We start from the raw sequence: 17,976 nt of genomic DNA, 5'->3' as shown, positions 1-17,976 counted from the left end.
TTTTCTCCATTTTTAACAAAGAAAATAACGTTTTTGCTTGCCTTGTAGTTTACAGTTTGCTTATGCTTCTCTCAACCAAAAACCCATGGCTTTTTTGTCCATGATCAGGAGATTATAGAATGAGTTTTCCTCAAGTCGAATTAAACACCAATAAAGGACGTATTGTTCTTGAACTTAACTCAGAAAAAGCACCTAAAACTGTTGCTAACTTTTTGGAATATGTTCGTGATGGTTTTTATGATGGCGTAATTTTCCACCGTGTAATTGACGGTTTCATGATTCAGGGCGGTGGCATGGATGAAAATTTCAAAGAAAAAGCAACTCGTGATTCAATTGAAAATGAAGCAGACAACGGTTTAAGCAATGATGAAGGTACCATCGCAATGGCGCGTACCCAAGCTCCTCATTCAGCTTCTGCTCAGTTCTTCATTAACGTGAAAAACAACTCTTTCCTTAACCACACTGGTAAAACAGCTCAAGGCTGGGGTTATGCCGTATTTGGTAAAGTAGTTGAAGGTATGGATGTTGTTGCTGATATCAAAGGCGTTCGCACAGGTAACCGTGGCTACCACGCTGATGTTCCTCTAGAGAACGTTGTAATTGAATCTGCAAAAATCATTTCTGAATAAAGAACGTCCTCTCCGTCTTTAATGAGTTTTAAAGCAGTACTTTAAAACGGAATAATGTTAAGGATATAGTTCCTCTATCCAATAGACGGACTTTGAGAGGAAGTATTAAGGAAAATACGTGACCTATCTGTTTATCTCTGATTTACATTTGTCACCTGAACACCCTCGACTCGTTCGGGGGTTTTTAGATTTATTAGACAGTTATAAAGATAAAAATACCCAGCTTTATATTTTGGGTGACTGGTTTAATGCCTGGATTGGTGATGACTATACAGCCCCCTGGCTAGATGACATTGTCCATGCCCTGCAAAAGTTTCATCATGCCGGCAATCAGGTATATTTTCTGGCTGGCAACCGCGATTTTGCTTTAGGCAAAAAATTCTTAAAACAATTCAATGGCACATTGCTGTCCGAACCGGCCATTTTAAAAATATCCGACACCACATACCGTTTAGAACATGGTGATCTGCTCTGCACAGACGATGTGTCCTACCAAAAATTCCGCAAGATCATTCGTAATCCATTACTTTTAGGTTTTTTAAAACGCATGCCTTTAAGTTTTCGGCAACAACTGGCTAATGGTTTCCGTAAAAAAAGTGCTGAAACCAAACAGATGAAGTCTTATGACATCATGGATGTAAATCAGTTCGCGGTGAAAGTTGCCTTAGAACATATTGACGTACTGATTCATGGCCATACTCATCGTCCTGCAATACATGATATTCAGGGTAAGAAACGGATTGTGCTAGGTGACTGGCGCGAACATTCGGCACAGATTTTAGAGATCAATCCTGCACATAAAAATGTAAAATTAGAATTAAAGACTTGGGCTTATTAAATATAAATTTTCATAATTAACTTTTATAACTTGACTATGTCATTCACAATCTGTCGAGAACTAGGCTGTAATGTTTCTGCGATGAAAAAAATTTAGCTGACCAAAAATAAAACAGGCTTTGTGAATGACAAATGCCTTTGGTCTTACCAAGCAATGCTTTTCAAGGCAAAATAAAGCAGCACATAGAACTCCTAACCTTACAATTACAGCTGGTAGGAGTCCATCAGGTACAATTTAAAAGCTGATATAAAATATTAAAAATTAATACCCACCTTCAGATTTTATCACTTCCGCATCATTTTTATATTTGGCTAAAAGCTCGCGCAGTGAATTCATCAATACGCTGGTATCCACCCCTACCGCAACAAACTCGGTACCCAAATCAATATATTTTTGCGTTACTTCATGCACCGTTGATAAAATCCCCGCTGCTTTACCCGATGCCCGAATGCGTTGAATGGCATCAACAACCGCTTTTTGTACTTCCGGATGATTCGGATTACCCTGATATCCCATGGTCGCAGACAAATCTACAGCGCCAATAAATACACCGTCAATTCCCTCCACTTTTAAAATATCATCCAGATTTTCCAGCCCTGTCACCGATTCAATCTGAATCAGCAGACAAATATTTTCATGTGCTGTTGCATAATAATCCGGGATACTGTTCCAGCGTGTTGCACGTGCCAATGCGGCACCTACGCCACGAATTCCTTCTGGCGGATAACGTACCGCTTTCACCATCAGTTCAGCCTGCTCAACCGTTTCCACCATCGGAATCAGTAAAGTTTGCGCCCCGATATCCAAAAGTTGCTTAATCAGCTGCACACTGCCAATAGGTGGACGAACCACAGCTTGTGATGGATACGCTGCGATACTTTGCAATTGAGAGAGTGTGGTTCTTAAATCGCTCGGTGCATGTTCCCCATCAATGAGTAACCAGTCATAGCCTGCATTGGCTGCAATTTCAGTGCCGTAAGCATCTGCCAGCCCCACCCATAACCCAATCTGCTGTTGGGTTTTTAATCGTCTTTTAAAATGGTTTGTATCATCTATCATTGTCTGACTCGGCCTACAGGCGATGTAATCATTCGATTAAACGTGATTTAACAAAAAGTACCAATATAGATTTCGTATTTCGTCATTGTATATTGCTATTAATTATACATTTTATTAAGTTTTTTACTTTTATTCACCATAAAAATTCACACGCTTGATGCCAAAATATAAGCTATCCCAGAATTCTTCCAAGCCATTTCAGCAAGGAATCAGGTAAAATCATTAAAAATTTAATAGTGGAAATGTCACTCATGGATTTATTAAACGTTTCAAAATCACGCTACACAACGAAAGCATATGATCCCAGTAAAAAAATTCCTCAACAGCAGTTTGAACGTTTATTAGAAATCCTGCGTCTCACGCCATCCTCCATCAATATTCAGCCCTGGCATTTTTTTATTGCCGATGATCAAGGCGCCAAAGAACGTATCGCCAAAGCCTTGGTTGGGAAATATGCCTACAATGCACCTAAAGTTCTAGATTCTTCGCATACCATTCTATTCTGTACCAAAGCGGATATTTCAGAACAGCACCTTGATACCCTGCTCAAGCAAGATGATCTTAGTGGTCGTTTTAAAGATGAAAAAGCCAAACAGGGCCAAAAAGACAGCCGTAGCGGTTATGTGGATTATTACCGTAATGAAAAAGGGGATATTCAGCGCTGGGCAGAAAATCAGACTTTTATTGCGCTCGGTCAAATGCTACTGGCTGCAGGTATTGAAGGAGTTGATGCCACCCCTATTGGCGGATTTGATGAACAGATCATTCGTCAGGAATTGGAATTAGATGAAAAAGGGTTAATTCCATCGGTGATTATGACGCTAGGTTTCCGCAGCGAAAATGATTTCAATGCTCAGTTACCCAAGTCACGCCTGAGTCATGAAGAAATTTTCACCAAGCTGTGATTAAAAAAAATTACAATAAAAGGGGCGAATATGCCCCTTTCATGTCATTTCAGGACTTATTTTTGTAACAGGACTCAGGTATATTGGCAAAAAAATAAACGGTAGTCCCTACTATGCTTCCAGCTATCAAAATGCCGATAAAATTTGAATGTCCATCTTGCCAAACGGTTTACATGCAGAAATATAGCTCAGATGCTATTTTGACGTCTTATCCTAAATGCCCTCATTGTCAGCAACCCGGCCAACTTCAGGGCACGATTGAAATGCAGGATCTATTCAAACATCCTATTATTATGGCTAACTACTATTGGAAAGATACATTACAACGCTTTCAACGCTCATAATTGAGCCAATGTCCTTATTCTATAAGACTTGAACACTAAAAATACAGCGCATTTAAATGCGCTGTATTTGTAATTGCAATTCTTGCATTGCAAGCAATATTATCTTCAGCTTTATCAACAAGAAAATCATCACTCTCCTGTCTACCCTATCTGTCATCAAAATGGCTTATTATTGAGTCTGGCAGAAAAGGAAGATTTTCTGCAGCATCCTTTCATTTTTGTATCGAGCTATATCAGACAGACATGGCATAGGCTAAGCAAATAACACTGGCCAAACCTAAAGCAAGACCGCATGCAGTTGCAGGTTTTAATTTTTCTTTAAACAGAATTAAGCCACTTAAAGCTCCCAGCAGCACCACAAGAATATTCATACCTGCAAACACAATTGCAGGTGTGTCTTTTAATAACATGTGTGCCTTGACATACAGGGCTATATTGGCAAAATTTAAAATTCCCAGCCCCAATCCAGCCAGAATATTTCGACTACTGCCTGCTGTTTTCGTGGTCATGCCAATATAAGCCAACGATAAGATGAAGGCACAGATAAACATCAAGTTTAGTGCTACAGCAAACTGCACTCCCAAGCCAGTGGTGTACTTGAGCAGTACATCAATCAGTGCATAACCACACCAGACCAATGCCAGATAAAGCAAGCCTTGCTTTGAAAATGGCTGCCCTTGCGCTGCTGCTTGATGTGAAAATAAAATACTGAGTACGGCGGAAATCCCTAATCCGATTCCGATTATTTTTAAGGTATTAAACTGTTCCTGAAAAATAAAGAATGCTGCCAACAGAGACAAAACCACCGATAAACGCTGGGCAATTTCAGTTTTGATAATACCGGCATATTGCAGTGATTTCGCCAAGCACAGGAAAATACTCGGCAGTAACACCCCCAGCGCCACAATCAGCCACCACGGCATATCGATAACTGATATATGCTGTAAATCCGGCTTAAACCATAAAAAACAGAGCATACTTGCTGACGCATAATTCCAGACAATCATTTGTAGCGCATCAAAACCTTTAGTTTTAGCGAGCTTTAAAAGAATTGAGATCACGACACTACAGCATGCTGCAGCCAATATAAGTTCCATCTTTTGCCTTATTTTCCCTATTTATCATGCTTTAGGAATGAGATACAGAAAAGCCCACAATTAATGTGGGCTTTTGATTATAGATAATCTTTAACGATTATTTATAACGATTCACCATTTTCTCTAAAGAAATTGGACGAATCTTGTCTGCATGACCTGCAGTACCAAACGCTGTATAACGATCTACACAAATTTGTTTCATTGCAACAATAGTTTCTGCAAAGAATTTACGTGGATCAAATTCGCTTGGTTTTTCCGCCATCATACGGCGCATTGCACCAGTCGATGCCAAACGCAAGTCCGTGTCGATATTGATTTTACGAACACCGTGTTTGATTGCTTCAACCAGTTGTTCAACAGGTACACCATAAGTTTCCTTGATGTCGCCGCCAAATTCATTGATTACAGCCAACCATTCTTGAGGTACAGAGCTTGAACCGTGCATGACAAGGTGGGTATTTGGTAATGCCGCATGAATTTCTTTAATACGGTCAATTGCCAGGATGTCGCCTGTAGGTGGACGCGTGAATTTGTACGCACCGTGTGAAGTACCTACGGCAATCGCCAACGCATCTACATCGGTATCAGCAACAAACGAACGTGCTTCTTCAACTGAAGTAAGCAGTTGAGAATGGTCAAGCACACCTTCTGCACCTACACCATCTTCTTCACCCGCCATACCTGTTTCAAGGCTACCCAGGCAACCAATTTCACCTTCAACCGAAACGCCACAGGCATGTGCCATTTGAACAGTACGGCGAGTCACGTCTACGTTATATTCGTATGAAGTTGGTGTTTTACCATCTTCACCCAAAGAACCATCCATCATTACTGATGAGAAGCCCAACTGGATAGAACGCTGACATACGTCAGGGCTGGTACCGTGGTCTTGATGCATTACCACTGGAATGTGTGGCCATTCTTCAATTGCAGCTAAAATCAGGTGACGTAAGAATGGAGCACCTGCATATTTACGAGCACCTGCAGATGCCTGCACAATGACAGGTGAATTTGTTTCGTCTGCGGCCAACATAATTGCACGCATTTGTTCTAAGTTGTTTACATTGAACGCTGGTACGCCGTAGTTGTGTTCTGCAGCGTGATCCAAGAGCTGGCGCATCGAGATTAGAGCCATAATATCCTCCCAGGTGATGCGCCATATTCTACATGCTGAATCATTTCAATTCAGCAACAAAACACACTATTTCAAAAAAATCCCTGCTTATGCAGGGACTTTTAAATAAAAAACTACAAACTTATTGAGCAGTTGCTGTAGAGGCAGCATCATCGGTAGCGGCAGTCGCTTCATCTGCTGGTGCATTTGCCACTTCAGCAGGTACATCAGTATTTTTTTCATCCAGGACAGGCTTATCCAGTGCATCAATCGCTTTTTGCTGTTCTGGAGTCGTTTGCTCCTCTACTGCTGCTGAAGCGGCAGTTTCAGTTTTAGGTGCTTCATCTTTCTTGGCACAGGCAGTCAAAGCCAAAGGTAAAATCACAAGTGCTGCAAGTGTTAATTTCAGGTTCATCACATTTTCCTACGACAGGAGATTTAATGACCGGAATTTTATTGCAGATATATTGCATTTTTATGACCAAAAAATGAATCACTCAAATGAAAAAGCAATGAAAAAAGGCTGACCGAAGTCAACCTTTGATACTTTTAAAAGAATGTATTAAGCACGTTCTAAAAGCACAGCAACCGCTGGAAGGGTTTTGCCCTCAACAAATTCAAGGAATGCACCACCACCAGTAGAGATATAACCGATCTTGTCTGCAACGTCGTATTTATCAATCGCAGCTAAAGTATCACCACCACCTGCAATAGAGAAACCATCAGATTCTGCAATTGCTAAAGAGAGTGCTTTAGTGCCTTCACCGAACTGATCTACTTCAAATACGCCAACAGGACCATTCCAGAGAATCGTTTTTGATGTTTTCAGGATTTCAGCAAATGCTTTCGCAGTTTCTGGACCCACATCCAAAATCATGTCGTTGTCTGCAACATCTTCAACTTTTTTCACTACAGCTTTAGCCGCAGCCAATGAACCGAGGAAATCATCAAAGTTAATTTCAGATGCATCTGCAACCACAACGTCAGTTGGAAGCGGCACAGAAACTTTTGCAGCAATCGCTTTTGCAGTATCGATCAAGTCATTTTCGCACAGTGATTTACCAACATTAAAACCAGCCGCAGCCAGGAAGGTATTGGCAATACCGCCACCTACGATAATCTGATCGCAAATATCTGAAAGTGAAGTCAGTACATCAAGCTTAGTTGATACTTTAGAACCCGCAACAATGGCAACCATTGGTTTTTCAGGAGTTTTAAGTGCACGACCCAAAGCATCCAGTTCTGCTGCAAGTAAAGGACCCGCAGCCGCTACTTTTGCAAAACGCGCCACGCCTTCAGTTGACGCTTCTGCACGGTGCGCAGTACCAAATGCATCCATCACAAATACGTCGCAAAGCGCAGCATATTTTTGTGCCAGTTCAGGGTTGTTTTTCTTTTCCCCAACATTGAAACGGCAGTTTTCAAGAAGTACCACTTGACCAGCTGCAACTTCAACACCATCTAAATAATCAGTGAAAAGTTTGACTTCCTGGCCCAAAGCTTCAGTTAAGTACGCTGCAACTGGCGCCAAAGATTGTTCAGGTTTTGGCTCACCTTCAACTGGACGACCAAGGTGTGAATAAACCATGACTGCTGCACCTTTTTCCAAAGCCGCTTTAATGGTTGGCAATGCTGCGCGTAAACGTGCATCACTGGTAATTACACCGTTTTTAACAGGAACGTTTAAATCTTCACGAATTAGTACACGCTTACCTGCCAAATCCAGGTCAGTCATACGCTGAAAGTTCATGTAGAGCTCACTTTATAGATATAAAAAACGCCCCGATTTTAAATGATTATGTAGAAAAAGGTTAGCATCTTTTGCAGAAAAGCTGTCGAAAGACAAAGTTTTGATTATCATAGTCAAAAGCCACCTCACGATTTAGAGCTTATGTCTATTCACCCAGATCCAAATATCAATCGTTTAAATGTTTTAGGCGAACCCTTGGCAAGCTGTTGCTACTCTCCTATTACCGGTTATTTTCGTAACGGCTTTTGCCATACGGCCACTACAGATCTAGGTCAGCATACGATGTGTGCACAAATGACCGCTGAGTTTCTTAATTTTTCGCAAAAAGTAGGTAATGACCTGATCACACCTCTTCCAGAAGTCGATTTCCCAGGTCTAGAACCGGGTGATTTCTGGTGCATTTGTGTGACCCGTTGGGTTGAAGCATATCAGGCTGGTATTGCTCCGCCTATTAAAATACAAGCTTGCCATCAAGCTGTGCTCTCATATGTTCCGCTTGATGTGCTCATGGAATATGCAGTGTAATGAATACTCCCAACATTATTTTGGCTTCAAGCAGTCAAACCCGTAAAGACCTGATGAATCGTCTCCGTATCGACTATCAGAGCTTGGTACCAGATATCGATGAATCCCCACGGGGCGAAGACCATGCAGATGAACTGGCGAAACGGCTGGCTTTTGAAAAGGCCAACATTATTGCCGAACAATATCCCGATGCTATTGTGATTGGTTCCGATCAGGTGGCGTGGCGTGAAGGGGCACCCGATATTTTTATTGGCAAACCTTTGACTGTGGAAAAAGCCATCAAACAGTTACAGGCCAATTCGGACAAAATCGTTTATTTCAGTACCGCCCTCAGCGTACAGCAAAAATCGACGGGATTTGAACAGACTCTGGTTGAACATTATAAAGTGAAATTCCGCAAACTGGGTTTGGCCGAAATTGAACGTTATATTGAAGTCGATCAACCTTTAATGTGTGCAGGCAGTTTTAAGTGTGAAAGCCTCGGCATTAGTCTGTTTGAACAGATGACCGGGCAAGATCAAACCACTTTGATGGGTATGCCGATGATTCAACTTTGTCATATTCTGCGTCAGTTGAATGTGTTAGTGCCTTAGAAATTTCTATTCGGGGGAGTTTAATACTCCCCCAATTGCCATAGCATCACTCGTTGAATATCCCTTATTTTTAATACAGCCAAGTACAATACAACTCCGATAAATTCAATTTAAAATCTATAGTAGACTTCTTTCATAAATCATTTTTCTATTACTAAAATTCGTCCTTGAAGCCAAAATTTAAAATAGATTTTAGTAAGTAGTGAATTCATGAGTGTGGCATGGATGCCACACGTTTCCCATCCCTTGCGCTGCATTTTAAAGCAGTGCTTAAAACTGGCTCAGGATGTCGTGTATGGGAAACAAAAGGTTTTTCTTGCGGACTCAAAATATATTTTGAGATCCTCATTTTGACCTTTCAAAAGTAGAGACATTGCCTACTCAAAGGTATAAAAATAAAATCAATTAAATATGAGGCAGTGCTGATTTTAAAAATTTAATATTGAATATTTTTTGATTTATGAAAGAGATCTAGTGATTAAATAAAAGATCATTTGATTTAGATGATCAATCTCCAAAATATGAATAAGACCAGAAAATTAACTTCAGCTTGCACCACAGGCTGACTCACGCGAAAATACACTCAAATTTTTCAAGCAGTTTTAGCCATGTCCCAAACCTTAGACGTATTAGGCGGAATTACCGCCGAACAATTCCTTGCCGAATACTGGCAAAAAAAGCCATTACTGGTTCGTAACGCTCTCCCTGAAATTGTCGGTCTTTTAGAACCGAATGATGTTATGGAACTGGCGCTAGATGAAAATATCACTGCTCGCTTAATCAAGCAAAAAGATAAAGACCCAAATCAATGGTCAGTGAAGTCTTCACCTTTGATTAAAGCAGACTTTCAGAAGATGCCTAAGCTTTGGACTTTACTGGTTCAGGCGGTAGACCATTATTCATTTGATCTGGCTGAACTATGGAAGAAATTTCCCTTCATTCCACTGTGGCGTCGTGATGACATCATGGTGTCTTATGCACCTAAAGGTGGCTCTGTTGGTAAGCACTTCGACTTTTATGACGTATTTTTGGTCCAAGGCTATGGTCATCGCCGCTGGCAATTGGGACAAATGTGTGATGCAGATACTGACTTCGTTGCAGGACAACCTTTAAAATTACTTCCTGACATGGACGTGAATTTTGATGAGGTGCTTGCTCCCGGTGATCTACTATATGTCCCGCCTGGTTTATCGCACTACGGCGTAGCGGAAGATGATTGCCTGACTTTTTCTTTCGGTTTCCGTATGCCAAACGTGGCAGAAATGATGGATCGCGTCAGTGACAAATTCGCAGATGATCAGTTGCTTAAAAATCCATTAAAAGACATTCTACGTGACAAAATCAGCCCGATTGGTCAAATTACCCAAAATGAGCTGGAGTATTTAAAAACTGAACTTTTGGCACAATTACAAAATCCGGCTGTGCTTGAGGATGCCCTGATGAGCCTAATGTCAGAAGCAAAATATCCGGAAAATATTCCAGAGGCAGAAGCCATTGGTACAGGTGATCTGGAAGAAGCTCTAGATCAGGGCTATTCACTCATGCTCGAACCGGCATCTCGCCTGCTTTATACTGAAGCTGAAGGTGAATTGCTATTTTGGGCAAATGGTGAAGGCATTTGTATCTCCGAAGTTTTTGCCCCAATTTTAAAACAGTTGGCTGATGGCGGTTCAGTATTACTGGATGAAAATTTGTATGATCCAGACATTCTCGAAGACATTGTGAATTTGCTCAATGAATCTATTCTGATGCTATTGCCTGCGGCAGATGAAGAATAAATAAAGCTACAAAATGGGGAAAATAATATTTTCCCCATTTTTATATTTATTTCTTCTCAAGATCAGAAAAAAATAACTCACTCATTTTAATTTTTTCCAATTATATAAAATGATGAAATAGCAACTGACATCTAAAACTCAAGGAAAATTGAATTGCTTATTTCAGCTGAACAATCGCCTGAATGATGGTGCAACCCGGTTCAGAAGATAATTTAAACTCGCCGCCCATGCGTTCCAAACGCATTTTCATACTGCGCATGCCAATACTTAATCCCTGTTGCACTACACTATCAGCGTCAAAACCCACACCGTCATCTTCTATAGTTAAAATAAACTGATGTTCTGTGACATAGACCATGGCTATTTTTACCTGCCTGGCCTGACTGTGCTTAATAATATTGGTCAGGCTTTCTTCCAGTACCCGTATCAAGGTGAGACATTGCAAAGCACTCGGCACGGCTTGCCATTCCTGTGGAAAAATCCATTTAGAACGAATGTCCAGCTCATCCATAAGCTGACTAAAACGATGCCTGACCGGTGCCACCCACAGTATGGGATTGACTGGAATTTTATTATCTGCAGATGAACCACTATCGATAATTTGTCGGAGATCATCTCTTAATAATTTAAGCATCGATAAAAATTGCTTGTTGGAAATATCATGCGTGCTTTGATCCACTAAAATCATCGAGCGAACCAGTGATGCGCCCAAGCCATCATGTAAATCATGGGATAAATTGATTCTTTCTTGTAGCTTGACATTTTTAAGCTCTAATTGATGTTTTTCATTCAAACTGGAGCTTAAATCATTACTGACCTGCTGAACTTTCATTTCTAGCTGGGCATTAAATGTTTCAATTTTTTTAACATTACGGGCCAATCTTGAACCTAATATAATCACCATAAAAAAGGTGATAATCGGTCCGGTATAGGGAGATAATGGTCGAACATCCTTTACAACCATCTCTCCCGATAATAATAAAAGGTCGAATATCATAAAAATGACAATAGCGCTTAGGCAAATGGCTAAAAAGATATAATCTGTTCTTTTAGATTGAATTGCGTAATAACAGGCATATAGATAACCGATAATAAACAGTCCAACATAGATTAAAAATATCAGCGCAAAAACCCAATAAGCTGACTGCTGCGGGGTTAGAAAAATACCTGCAATAATCAGTCCCGTAATTCCCCAAACAACTGTCTCAACTTTAATAAAGCGCTTTTGGATAAACCTGAATGAATAAATACAGAAACTTACAACATAAAGAATAAAAAAAGCCAAATTGGCCTGTGCTGCAATTAGTGTATTTGGATAGGGAAATGTTTCTGTAGTCAGCATATTGGAAATAAATAGCACCCATAACAAGGAACTTAAGGCAAACCATCCAAAAGTGCTTTCTTTTCGCCGCGATAACCATATAACAGAACAGACCACTCCAAAGGTAAGAGATACAATAAGATTAATTTGAAATAAAGTCCGGCGATTCCATACCTGACTTTGATATGACTCATAATTGTTTTGTATATTATTAAAAGAAATCTGACCAATACCCGGAGACTGGTAAGCAAAGCCCTTCACATAAATTAAAATTTCATTTTCGCCACTATTTAATCCCGATATCGGTAAAATCCAGTAACGCGGCATATTCCAGCTTTTTGACAGCGGCTCCTGTAAATGCTTGTTTCTCCAGAGTAAATCGCCATTTAAAAACACTGCGCCAGCAGAATTAATATAATCAATTGCAAAAGCAATCGGTTCTGCAAGTCTGGCCTGATTCTGACATGACCAGCTCCACTGAATTTTATACCATGCTGCTCCATTATAATTTTTCCAGCGCTTTTGCCACTGATCAGGCAAATCTACAGATTGCCAGCCCTGTCGGGGTAAAACTGTAAATGAACTGGTTTTAACGGTATCAACAGAATGAATGTGCACTGCACATTGTGCATTGATATTTTTAATTATTTCAGCATAACTAAATTGACTCAGCAGGCTAAGAACAAAAATAAAAAAATAATGCCCAATCAACTGCTTCATAAAATCCCTAAGGATCGTGCTGCACTCACGGCCTTTGTTCTTTTGCTTACCGACAATTTCCGGTAAATATGCTTAATATGACTTTCAACCGTATATTTAGAAACAAAGGGTTGTTCGGCGATTTCCCGGTTACTCATGCCTTGAGCGACCAGATTTAGAATCTCAGTTTCCCGGCTGGTTAACAACTCCATATCTGCATCTATGATTTTCTGATCAGCCACTGCCGGTATAACCGCAACTGATATCTGTTTCAAGATTTCTTGAGCAATAAAAGGGTCTATCGGCACACCGCCACGTAAAATGCTGCGAATGGATAACTTAACTTCAACATCATCACGTTCTTTCAGAACATAACCTGTCGCGCCTGCCTTGATTGCTGAAAATAAACTTTCCTGAGTACTCCAGGCTGAAATCACCAAGATCATGGCATTGCTATCCTGTGCACGAAGCTTTTCAATCAGCTCTATGCCGTTACCGTCAGGCAGTCCCAAATCAACCAAAGCTAAGGAAACAGGTTGCTGCTCTATTTCTACAAAAGCCTGTTGCAAGTTTTTAGCAAAAATAAGCATATCTTCACTATAGCCCAGTTCTGCCAATATTTTTTTTAATCGTTCTTGAATTAGCCCTTCATCTTCAACAATTAAAACTGGAACGGGTAAAATCGTTGCTAATTCTGACACACAGCACCCCCTATTATAGCCGCCTACTATAGCGAAAAATACAAGCTAAACAATATCCCTAAAATCAGGTAATTTAATAACTTTTATATTAATAAACGATCAATTTTATTTACTATTGCATTATAATCAGGCAGCGTTAAGACCATAAAATACAAATTTTAAAGTTTCAATCGATGATTTAGCCATCAGTTATCCATTCAATATTCTGACTATCATACAGGGTATAACTTACTTTAGTTTTTGCTTAAATTAATCAGATATAGGCCAAAAAAAAACCGCTGTTTTAGCAGTTTCTTGCTTCGAATGAGATTAGTGACCATATTGCTGGTTTAAGTATTTCACAATCTGTGCAGACTCAAACATTTTCACTCCGGTATTCGGATCAATCAAATAAGGAACCTGAATATCTCGCCCCATAATTTCAACGGTCTTTTCACGTTTACCACCCGCTAATGGTTGATATTTTCCAGGTTTTAAACGCAATATTGCCGGCCCCATATCCTGCCAGCGCTCTTTAGCCACGTTATGATAAATATAAGGTAGCTCAAGCTCGGTTAACATCGCTCGTACCACACGGGTAAAAGGACTGGCTTCAAAACCCCATAACTCCAAAAGTTGCTCTGGTGCTGCACGATCTTTAATTTTCCGGTTAATCCAGACGCCGCGTGCACCATTCACGATGGTGCCAGCTAAAGCTACAACAGGGATTTTAGGATAATGGGCAAATTTTTTCGGTGTGGTTCCAGTTCGGCCATAATGTTTAAATAAATGATTAATAATGGCTTGTGATTCATATATTTCTGTACCGGTATTTTCATCTACGAAAAATGGAAACTGTTTTTTGCCACCTTTTTCTTTGACAATTTTCCGGTATTTCTGGCCACCCTTAGGGCAAGGATAAACCTCATAATCCAGATTTAACAAGGTTAAAACTTCACGCACACGGCGACAAAATGGCGAACCCTCAAACTCATAAAGTTTCAGTGATTTTTCAGGCTGCTTGGGAAAAGCTGTACCGCTCACACCTCGTCCGCCTTCAGTCAAAGATGAAGCCAGCGCTTGTATCACTTTAATTTGATGATTCACCATATTTTGTCCTTGTTTATTTGTCGTTATAAATCGACTAATTTTTCTTTTGCCACCACAATGCCATTGTTATCGGCATAGATATAATCGCCAGAACTGATGCTGACACCACCAAAATACAAAGTTAAATCCACTTCGCCTATGCCCTTGCGATTACTTTTTTGCGGAATTGCAGCCAATGCATGTACACCCAGGTCCAGTTCGGCAATGGCATCGACATCACGTACACACCCGTAAATAATTACCCCATTCCAGTGATTTTTCACCGCTGATTCAGCAATCATATCGCCCATCAGGGCACAGCGCATGGATGCTCCACCATCTACCACAAGCACTTTACCAGTACCATCGGTTGCAAGCAGCTCCTTGACACGTGAATTATCTTCAAAACACTTTACGGTTACTGCCTGGCCCCCAAAGCTTTTACGTGCACCATAGCTTTTAAAGAATTTCCCATCCATTGATGGAGTAACCACCTGAATTTCTTTTTCTGGATTGTCATCAAGTAAGTCACAGGTTACGAATGCTGGATTGGACACTTTTTATTTCCCTCATTTGGAATTTTGTATGCGTAAATTATCATAAATTTCAAACTTTTCAGTCTGATTTTGCGCTGCCTCGACCATAGTATGAGCCACTTGCGCTGCTGTCACTGGCTTATATTTAAATGTATCGGGAACCCAATGCGAGAATTTTTGATACAATTTTTGCGTCATATCTTCTAACGTGCGTTGTTCTGGTCGTTCACCAAGTAATAATGAAGGGCGCAGAATGGATGCATATTCCAGATTTAAACTTTGGATATGCTGTTCCAGCTCACCTTTGACTTTATTGTAAAAAAATTTTGATTGGGCATTTGCTCCCATGGTGCTAATCAGCAAATAGTGTGTCTGGGTCGATTCAAATAAATCGGCAAAATGTGCATTGATCTCATAATCGGTATTATAAAAATTCTGTTTTGAACCGGCCTTTTTGAGCGTCGTGCCTAAACAGCTAAAAGCATGGCTATAGCCATTCACATCTTCATCGTTCAGTAAAAGAAAATCCTCCAAAATAAATTGTTGTACTTTTTTTAACTTTTTAAGCTGATGATCTTCATGTCTCACCACAGCGGTAATTTTTTCACAGTCTTCTATCTGTTTAAGCTGCTGCAAGAGTTCCCGCCCTACCAAACCTGTTGCGCCAATCACAATTGCACTTTTAATTGATCTAGTCATTTTTTAATCGATCTCTTGAGGTTTTACTAATGTAACGGTTTCTTTATACTTTTTATGCATCTAAAATGTTGCCAAATCAAGTCAAGACTTGACTTAACGCCATAGTTTAATCACAATATGGCACTTGTTTACGGGCTGGTGATAATTCTTCTGATGAAGGTTTTCAGTTGCAATTTCAGCCCGCCCAGACCAATCTAATTCAAGGAGTGCACGAGTGGCAAACTCTGCTCAAGCTAAAAAACGTGCTCGTCAAAACGTTAAAGCACGTAAACACAACGCTAGCTTACGTTCTATGGTTCGTACTTATCTTAAACGTACAGTAGCTGCTATCGCTGCTGGTGATTATGCTGCTGCTACAGAAGCATACAAAACTGCAGTACCGGTAATTGACCGTATGGCTGATAAAGGTATCATCCATAAAAACAAAGCTGCTCGTCATAAGAGCCGTTTAAATGCACAAGTTAAAGCTTTAGCTAACTAAGTTGTTGCATTGAAAAAAGCCCGTTAAGGGCTTTTTTTATGTCTATAAAAATTATTAGATCTAAAAATAGCGCCTTATAAAAATAAAGTGCTTAAAAAAATCTTATTAAAAATTTTTTTAGGGTTAGTTTATTCAGAAAGAGTATCAAGATGACATTTTTTAAAAGCAATGTTGTTTTATTTTATCTTTTCCAGGTTCTGAAACTCCCGAATCGACAGTTCGTTCACTTCACCACGCCAAATCCATTTCAGTTTGGATTCTAAAAACACATCACCTTCAAACCAGACAAACAGGCCTTCCATCATTTTTGGCCAGTCTTCATGGCTAACGGTATTACGCCCGGAAATCACCGCAATAATGGCTGCCAAAATAGTATCGTGACTCACAGCCAGACTTAAACCAAAATGATCTTGCGGATGGGTGTTATAAATCAGTTCCAGTACATCAACCACACCGGTAATCGGATGTTTCATTCCAGGCAGGGCATTATTGACAAAACTGTTAATAAAACCCAAAGCACCTTGTTTCTGAAAATAAGGCCCCGCCTGTTTAATATCGAGCACAAAACTTCCCGGCTCAACCAGTAAGCCTTGCTGGACAATTTCAATATGATGGGTATTTTGTGCCAGCATACTCGAATCGGCACCCTGTATCATTAAAGCAGCAGTATCGACACAGCGTTGAATCGGACTTGAAATGCAGTGCTGGATGCTACGGTCCGTATTATCAATTAAATAGTTACCCCATGCCTGGGCAAGCTCACGGCCTTGTTCGGTTAACTGCAAGTCATAGCCTGCCAAACCCTGCCCTGTAACGACCTCGCGAATAGAATGGCGGGTAAACAGAGTGACAGGTGTTTTAGCATCAGGCAATAAATCAATCGCCTTCAGCATACTTATAGGGAGTAAATCTAACGCCATGAAGCAGCCAAAATTAAACATGGGTACATAGCATACTATAGCATGTTAATGCATCAGCTCAATGTATGTTCGCCATAAGTCCTAGGGCCTGGAATGCCAATTTTTTCATCTCGATATTACGAAATGCGATAAAACCACCATTCAGCAAACTCTCGCGCTGATTATATACAAAGGGTCTGCCTTTAAAATCTACCAGCCCGCCACCGATGCGTTCAATCAGACATTGCCCTGCACTAGTATCCCACTCGCTGGTCGGATGAAAGCGTGGGTAAATATCCACTTTACCTTCCAGCATCATGCAGAACTTATAGGCACTGCCCGCCCTGAACTCTACAATATCCACCTGCTGTTTCAGGATGCCCAGATATTCAGCATATTGGGGCTTGTTCTGGCTACTTTGACTTAAACCGACCTGAACAGTTTCAGATGGCAGATCATCAACATATTGCAACCATTGCCCCGTTGCAATTTCTAATTTTAAAGGCAGGCCATGTTTGGGACAAAAATATATCGTTTGTTCACCCGGGATGGCTAATACAGCGAAGGTGGTATGTGCCCCCTCAACCAGACTCAAATTAATGGTAAATTCAGGACGTTTATGCAGAAATTCCTTGGTACCATCCAAAGGGTCAAGCAACCAGAATTTTTGCCATTGCTCACGCTCGGTATAGTCACCTTCTTCAGACAACAACGAGAGGTTCGGAAAAATTTTGTGTAATGCGGTCGTAATAAACTCATTAACCCGATAATCTGCCTGGGTTACGGGTGATTGATCATTTTTATGCTCGACATCAAAAGTTTCACCTGCACAATAGGCTTGATATTCTGCTCGCAAAATTTCACATGCCTGTGTCACAATGGGAACTAACTGTAAAATCAGAGCATCTTGCGGTGCCGTAGTTGCATTAAACATAGATTA

At 40.4% G+C, this 17,976-nt stretch carries 19 protein-coding genes; 7 read left to right on the top strand and 12 right to left on the bottom strand.

Features of this window, described 5'->3' with window-relative positions; all coding sequences use genetic code 11:
- Positions 1-119 precede the first annotated feature (119 nt).
- Positions 120-629, top strand: a complete 510-nt coding sequence (locus GTU69_RS03765; protein WP_166168257.1) for a peptidylprolyl isomerase — start codon at positions 120-122, stop codon at positions 627-629.
- Positions 630-747: 118 nt separating this feature from the next.
- Positions 748-1,467, top strand: a complete 720-nt coding sequence (locus GTU69_RS03760) for a UDP-2,3-diacylglucosamine diphosphatase (RefSeq protein ID WP_166168255.1) — start codon at positions 748-750, stop codon at positions 1,465-1,467.
- A gap of 261 nt (positions 1,468-1,728) precedes the next feature.
- Here the strand turns inward: GTU69_RS03760 and hpaI are convergent, their stop codons facing one another.
- Positions 1,729-2,526, bottom strand: a complete 798-nt coding sequence (gene hpaI, locus GTU69_RS03755; RefSeq protein WP_166168252.1) for a 4-hydroxy-2-oxoheptanedioate aldolase — start codon at positions 2,524-2,526, stop codon at positions 1,729-1,731.
- Positions 2,527-2,777: 251 nt separating this feature from the next.
- Here hpaI and nfsB point away from each other — a divergent pair, with 251 nt between their 5' ends.
- Positions 2,778-3,431 (top strand): oxygen-insensitive NAD(P)H nitroreductase, encoded by a 654-nt coding sequence (gene nfsB / locus GTU69_RS03750; protein WP_166168249.1) that lies wholly within the window; start codon positions 2,778-2,780, stop codon positions 3,429-3,431.
- 577 nt (positions 3,432-4,008) lie between these two features.
- On the opposite strand, the gene GTU69_RS03745 is transcribed toward nfsB, so the two are convergent.
- The 4 genes from GTU69_RS03745 to GTU69_RS03730 form a co-directional block, all read right to left on the bottom strand.
- A complete protein-coding gene (locus GTU69_RS03745; protein WP_166168246.1) occupies positions 4,009-4,872 on the bottom strand; it encodes a DMT family transporter in 864 nt (287 codons plus the stop codon).
- A 97-nt stretch (positions 4,873-4,969) separates the two neighbouring features.
- On the bottom strand, positions 4,970-6,007 hold the full coding sequence (gene fba / locus GTU69_RS03740; protein ID WP_086196371.1) for a class II fructose-bisphosphate aldolase: 1,038 nt from the start codon (positions 6,005-6,007) through the stop codon (positions 4,970-4,972).
- Between the two features lie 121 nt (positions 6,008-6,128).
- A complete protein-coding gene (locus GTU69_RS03735) occupies positions 6,129-6,401 on the bottom strand; it encodes a hypothetical protein (RefSeq protein ID WP_086196372.1) in 273 nt (90 codons plus the stop codon).
- A gap of 147 nt (positions 6,402-6,548) precedes the next feature.
- Complete coding sequence (locus GTU69_RS03730) at positions 6,549-7,736, bottom strand: phosphoglycerate kinase (RefSeq protein WP_166168243.1); 1,188 nt, start codon at positions 7,734-7,736, stop codon at positions 6,549-6,551.
- Between the two features lie 141 nt (positions 7,737-7,877).
- Here GTU69_RS03730 and GTU69_RS03725 point away from each other — a divergent pair, with 141 nt between their 5' ends.
- The 3 genes from GTU69_RS03725 to GTU69_RS03715 all read left to right on the top strand — a co-directional run bounded on the left by GTU69_RS03725 (position 7,878) and on the right by GTU69_RS03715 (position 10,632).
- On the top strand, positions 7,878-8,261 hold the full coding sequence (locus GTU69_RS03725) for a DUF2237 domain-containing protein (protein ID WP_086196374.1): 384 nt from the start codon (positions 7,878-7,880) through the stop codon (positions 8,259-8,261).
- Positions 8,261-8,854 (top strand): Maf family protein, encoded by a 594-nt coding sequence (locus tag GTU69_RS03720; protein ID WP_166168240.1) that lies wholly within the window; start codon positions 8,261-8,263, stop codon positions 8,852-8,854. The genes GTU69_RS03725 and GTU69_RS03720 overlap by 1 nt, the downstream gene beginning before the upstream one ends.
- A gap of 608 nt (positions 8,855-9,462) precedes the next feature.
- Positions 9,463-10,632, top strand: a complete 1,170-nt coding sequence (locus GTU69_RS03715) for a cupin domain-containing protein (RefSeq protein WP_166168237.1) — start codon at positions 9,463-9,465, stop codon at positions 10,630-10,632.
- Positions 10,633-10,789: 157 nt separating this feature from the next.
- Here the strand turns inward: GTU69_RS03715 and GTU69_RS03710 are convergent, their stop codons facing one another.
- The 5 genes from GTU69_RS03710 to GTU69_RS03690 form a co-directional block, all read right to left on the bottom strand.
- Positions 10,790-12,673 carry an ATP-binding protein gene (locus tag GTU69_RS03710; RefSeq protein ID WP_166168234.1) on the bottom strand — a complete coding sequence of 628 codons (1,884 nt, stop codon included), beginning with the start codon at positions 12,671-12,673 and terminating at the stop codon, positions 10,790-10,792.
- Positions 12,670-13,353, bottom strand: coding sequence for a response regulator transcription factor (locus GTU69_RS03705; protein ID WP_166168231.1), 684 nt, complete (start codon positions 13,351-13,353; stop codon positions 12,670-12,672). The genes GTU69_RS03710 and GTU69_RS03705 overlap by 4 nt, the downstream gene beginning before the upstream one ends.
- 309 nt (positions 13,354-13,662) lie before the next feature.
- Positions 13,663-14,442, bottom strand: a complete 780-nt coding sequence (locus tag GTU69_RS03700) for a glutathione S-transferase N-terminal domain-containing protein (RefSeq protein ID WP_166168228.1) — start codon at positions 14,440-14,442, stop codon at positions 13,663-13,665.
- Between the two features lie 23 nt (positions 14,443-14,465).
- On the bottom strand, positions 14,466-14,978 hold the full coding sequence (gene rraA / locus GTU69_RS03695) for a ribonuclease E activity regulator RraA (protein WP_131274026.1): 513 nt from the start codon (positions 14,976-14,978) through the stop codon (positions 14,466-14,468).
- Positions 14,979-14,990: 12 nt separating this feature from the next.
- A complete protein-coding gene (locus GTU69_RS03690; RefSeq protein ID WP_166168225.1) occupies positions 14,991-15,656 on the bottom strand; it encodes an NAD(P)H-binding protein in 666 nt (221 codons plus the stop codon).
- Positions 15,657-15,870: 214 nt separating this feature from the next.
- Between GTU69_RS03690 and rpsT the strand changes: the two genes are divergently transcribed.
- On the top strand, positions 15,871-16,137 hold the full coding sequence (gene rpsT, locus GTU69_RS03685) for a 30S ribosomal protein S20 (RefSeq protein ID WP_039622003.1): 267 nt from the start codon (positions 15,871-15,873) through the stop codon (positions 16,135-16,137).
- Positions 16,138-16,313: 176 nt separating this feature from the next.
- On the opposite strand, the gene GTU69_RS03680 is transcribed toward rpsT, so the two are convergent.
- Together GTU69_RS03680 and GTU69_RS03675 are read right to left on the bottom strand one after the other, a co-directional pair.
- Positions 16,314-17,057 carry a histidine phosphatase family protein gene (locus GTU69_RS03680; RefSeq protein ID WP_166168222.1) on the bottom strand — a complete coding sequence of 248 codons (744 nt, stop codon included), beginning with the start codon at positions 17,055-17,057 and terminating at the stop codon, positions 16,314-16,316.
- Positions 17,058-17,115: 58 nt separating this feature from the next.
- Positions 17,116-17,970, bottom strand: coding sequence for a 3'(2'),5'-bisphosphate nucleotidase CysQ (locus GTU69_RS03675; protein WP_166168220.1), 855 nt, complete (start codon positions 17,968-17,970; stop codon positions 17,116-17,118).
- Positions 17,971-17,976 lie beyond the last annotated feature (6 nt).

Source organism: Acinetobacter sp. SA01 (assembly GCF_011319235.1).
Lineage (GTDB): Bacteria > Pseudomonadota > Gammaproteobacteria > Pseudomonadales > Moraxellaceae > Acinetobacter.
Note: the sequence above shows the minus strand (reverse complement) of the source record. Positions and strands in the feature narration are given on the sequence as shown.

Coding starts and splice junctions, on each gene's coding strand:
- GTU69_RS03765 (WP_166168257.1), top strand. CDS start 120: ATGAGTTTTCCTCAAGTCGAATTAAACACCAATAAAGGACGTATTGTT.
- hpaI (WP_166168252.1), bottom strand. CDS start 2,526: ATGATAGATGATACAAACCATTTTAAAAGACGATTAAAAACCCAACAG.
- nfsB (WP_166168249.1), top strand. CDS start 2,778: ATGGATTTATTAAACGTTTCAAAATCACGCTACACAACGAAAGCATAT.
- GTU69_RS03745 (WP_166168246.1), bottom strand. CDS start 4,872: ATGGAACTTATATTGGCTGCAGCATGCTGTAGTGTCGTGATCTCAATT.
- fba (WP_086196371.1), bottom strand. CDS start 6,007: ATGGCTCTAATCTCGATGCGCCAGCTCTTGGATCACGCTGCAGAACAC.
- GTU69_RS03735 (WP_086196372.1), bottom strand. CDS start 6,401: ATGAACCTGAAATTAACACTTGCAGCACTTGTGATTTTACCTTTGGCT.
- GTU69_RS03730 (WP_166168243.1), bottom strand. CDS start 7,736: ATGAACTTTCAGCGTATGACTGACCTGGATTTGGCAGGTAAGCGTGTA.
- GTU69_RS03725 (WP_086196374.1), top strand. CDS start 7,878: ATGTCTATTCACCCAGATCCAAATATCAATCGTTTAAATGTTTTAGGC.
- GTU69_RS03720 (WP_166168240.1), top strand. CDS start 8,261: ATGAATACTCCCAACATTATTTTGGCTTCAAGCAGTCAAACCCGTAAA.
- GTU69_RS03715 (WP_166168237.1), top strand. CDS start 9,463: ATGTCCCAAACCTTAGACGTATTAGGCGGAATTACCGCCGAACAATTC.
- GTU69_RS03710 (WP_166168234.1), bottom strand. CDS start 12,673: ATGAAGCAGTTGATTGGGCATTATTTTTTTATTTTTGTTCTTAGCCTG.
- GTU69_RS03700 (WP_166168228.1), bottom strand. CDS start 14,442: ATGGTGAATCATCAAATTAAAGTGATACAAGCGCTGGCTTCATCTTTG.
- GTU69_RS03690 (WP_166168225.1), bottom strand. CDS start 15,656: ATGACTAGATCAATTAAAAGTGCAATTGTGATTGGCGCAACAGGTTTG.
- GTU69_RS03680 (WP_166168222.1), bottom strand. CDS start 17,057: ATGGCGTTAGATTTACTCCCTATAAGTATGCTGAAGGCGATTGATTTA.
- GTU69_RS03675 (WP_166168220.1), bottom strand. CDS start 17,970: ATGTTTAATGCAACTACGGCACCGCAAGATGCTCTGATTTTACAGTTA.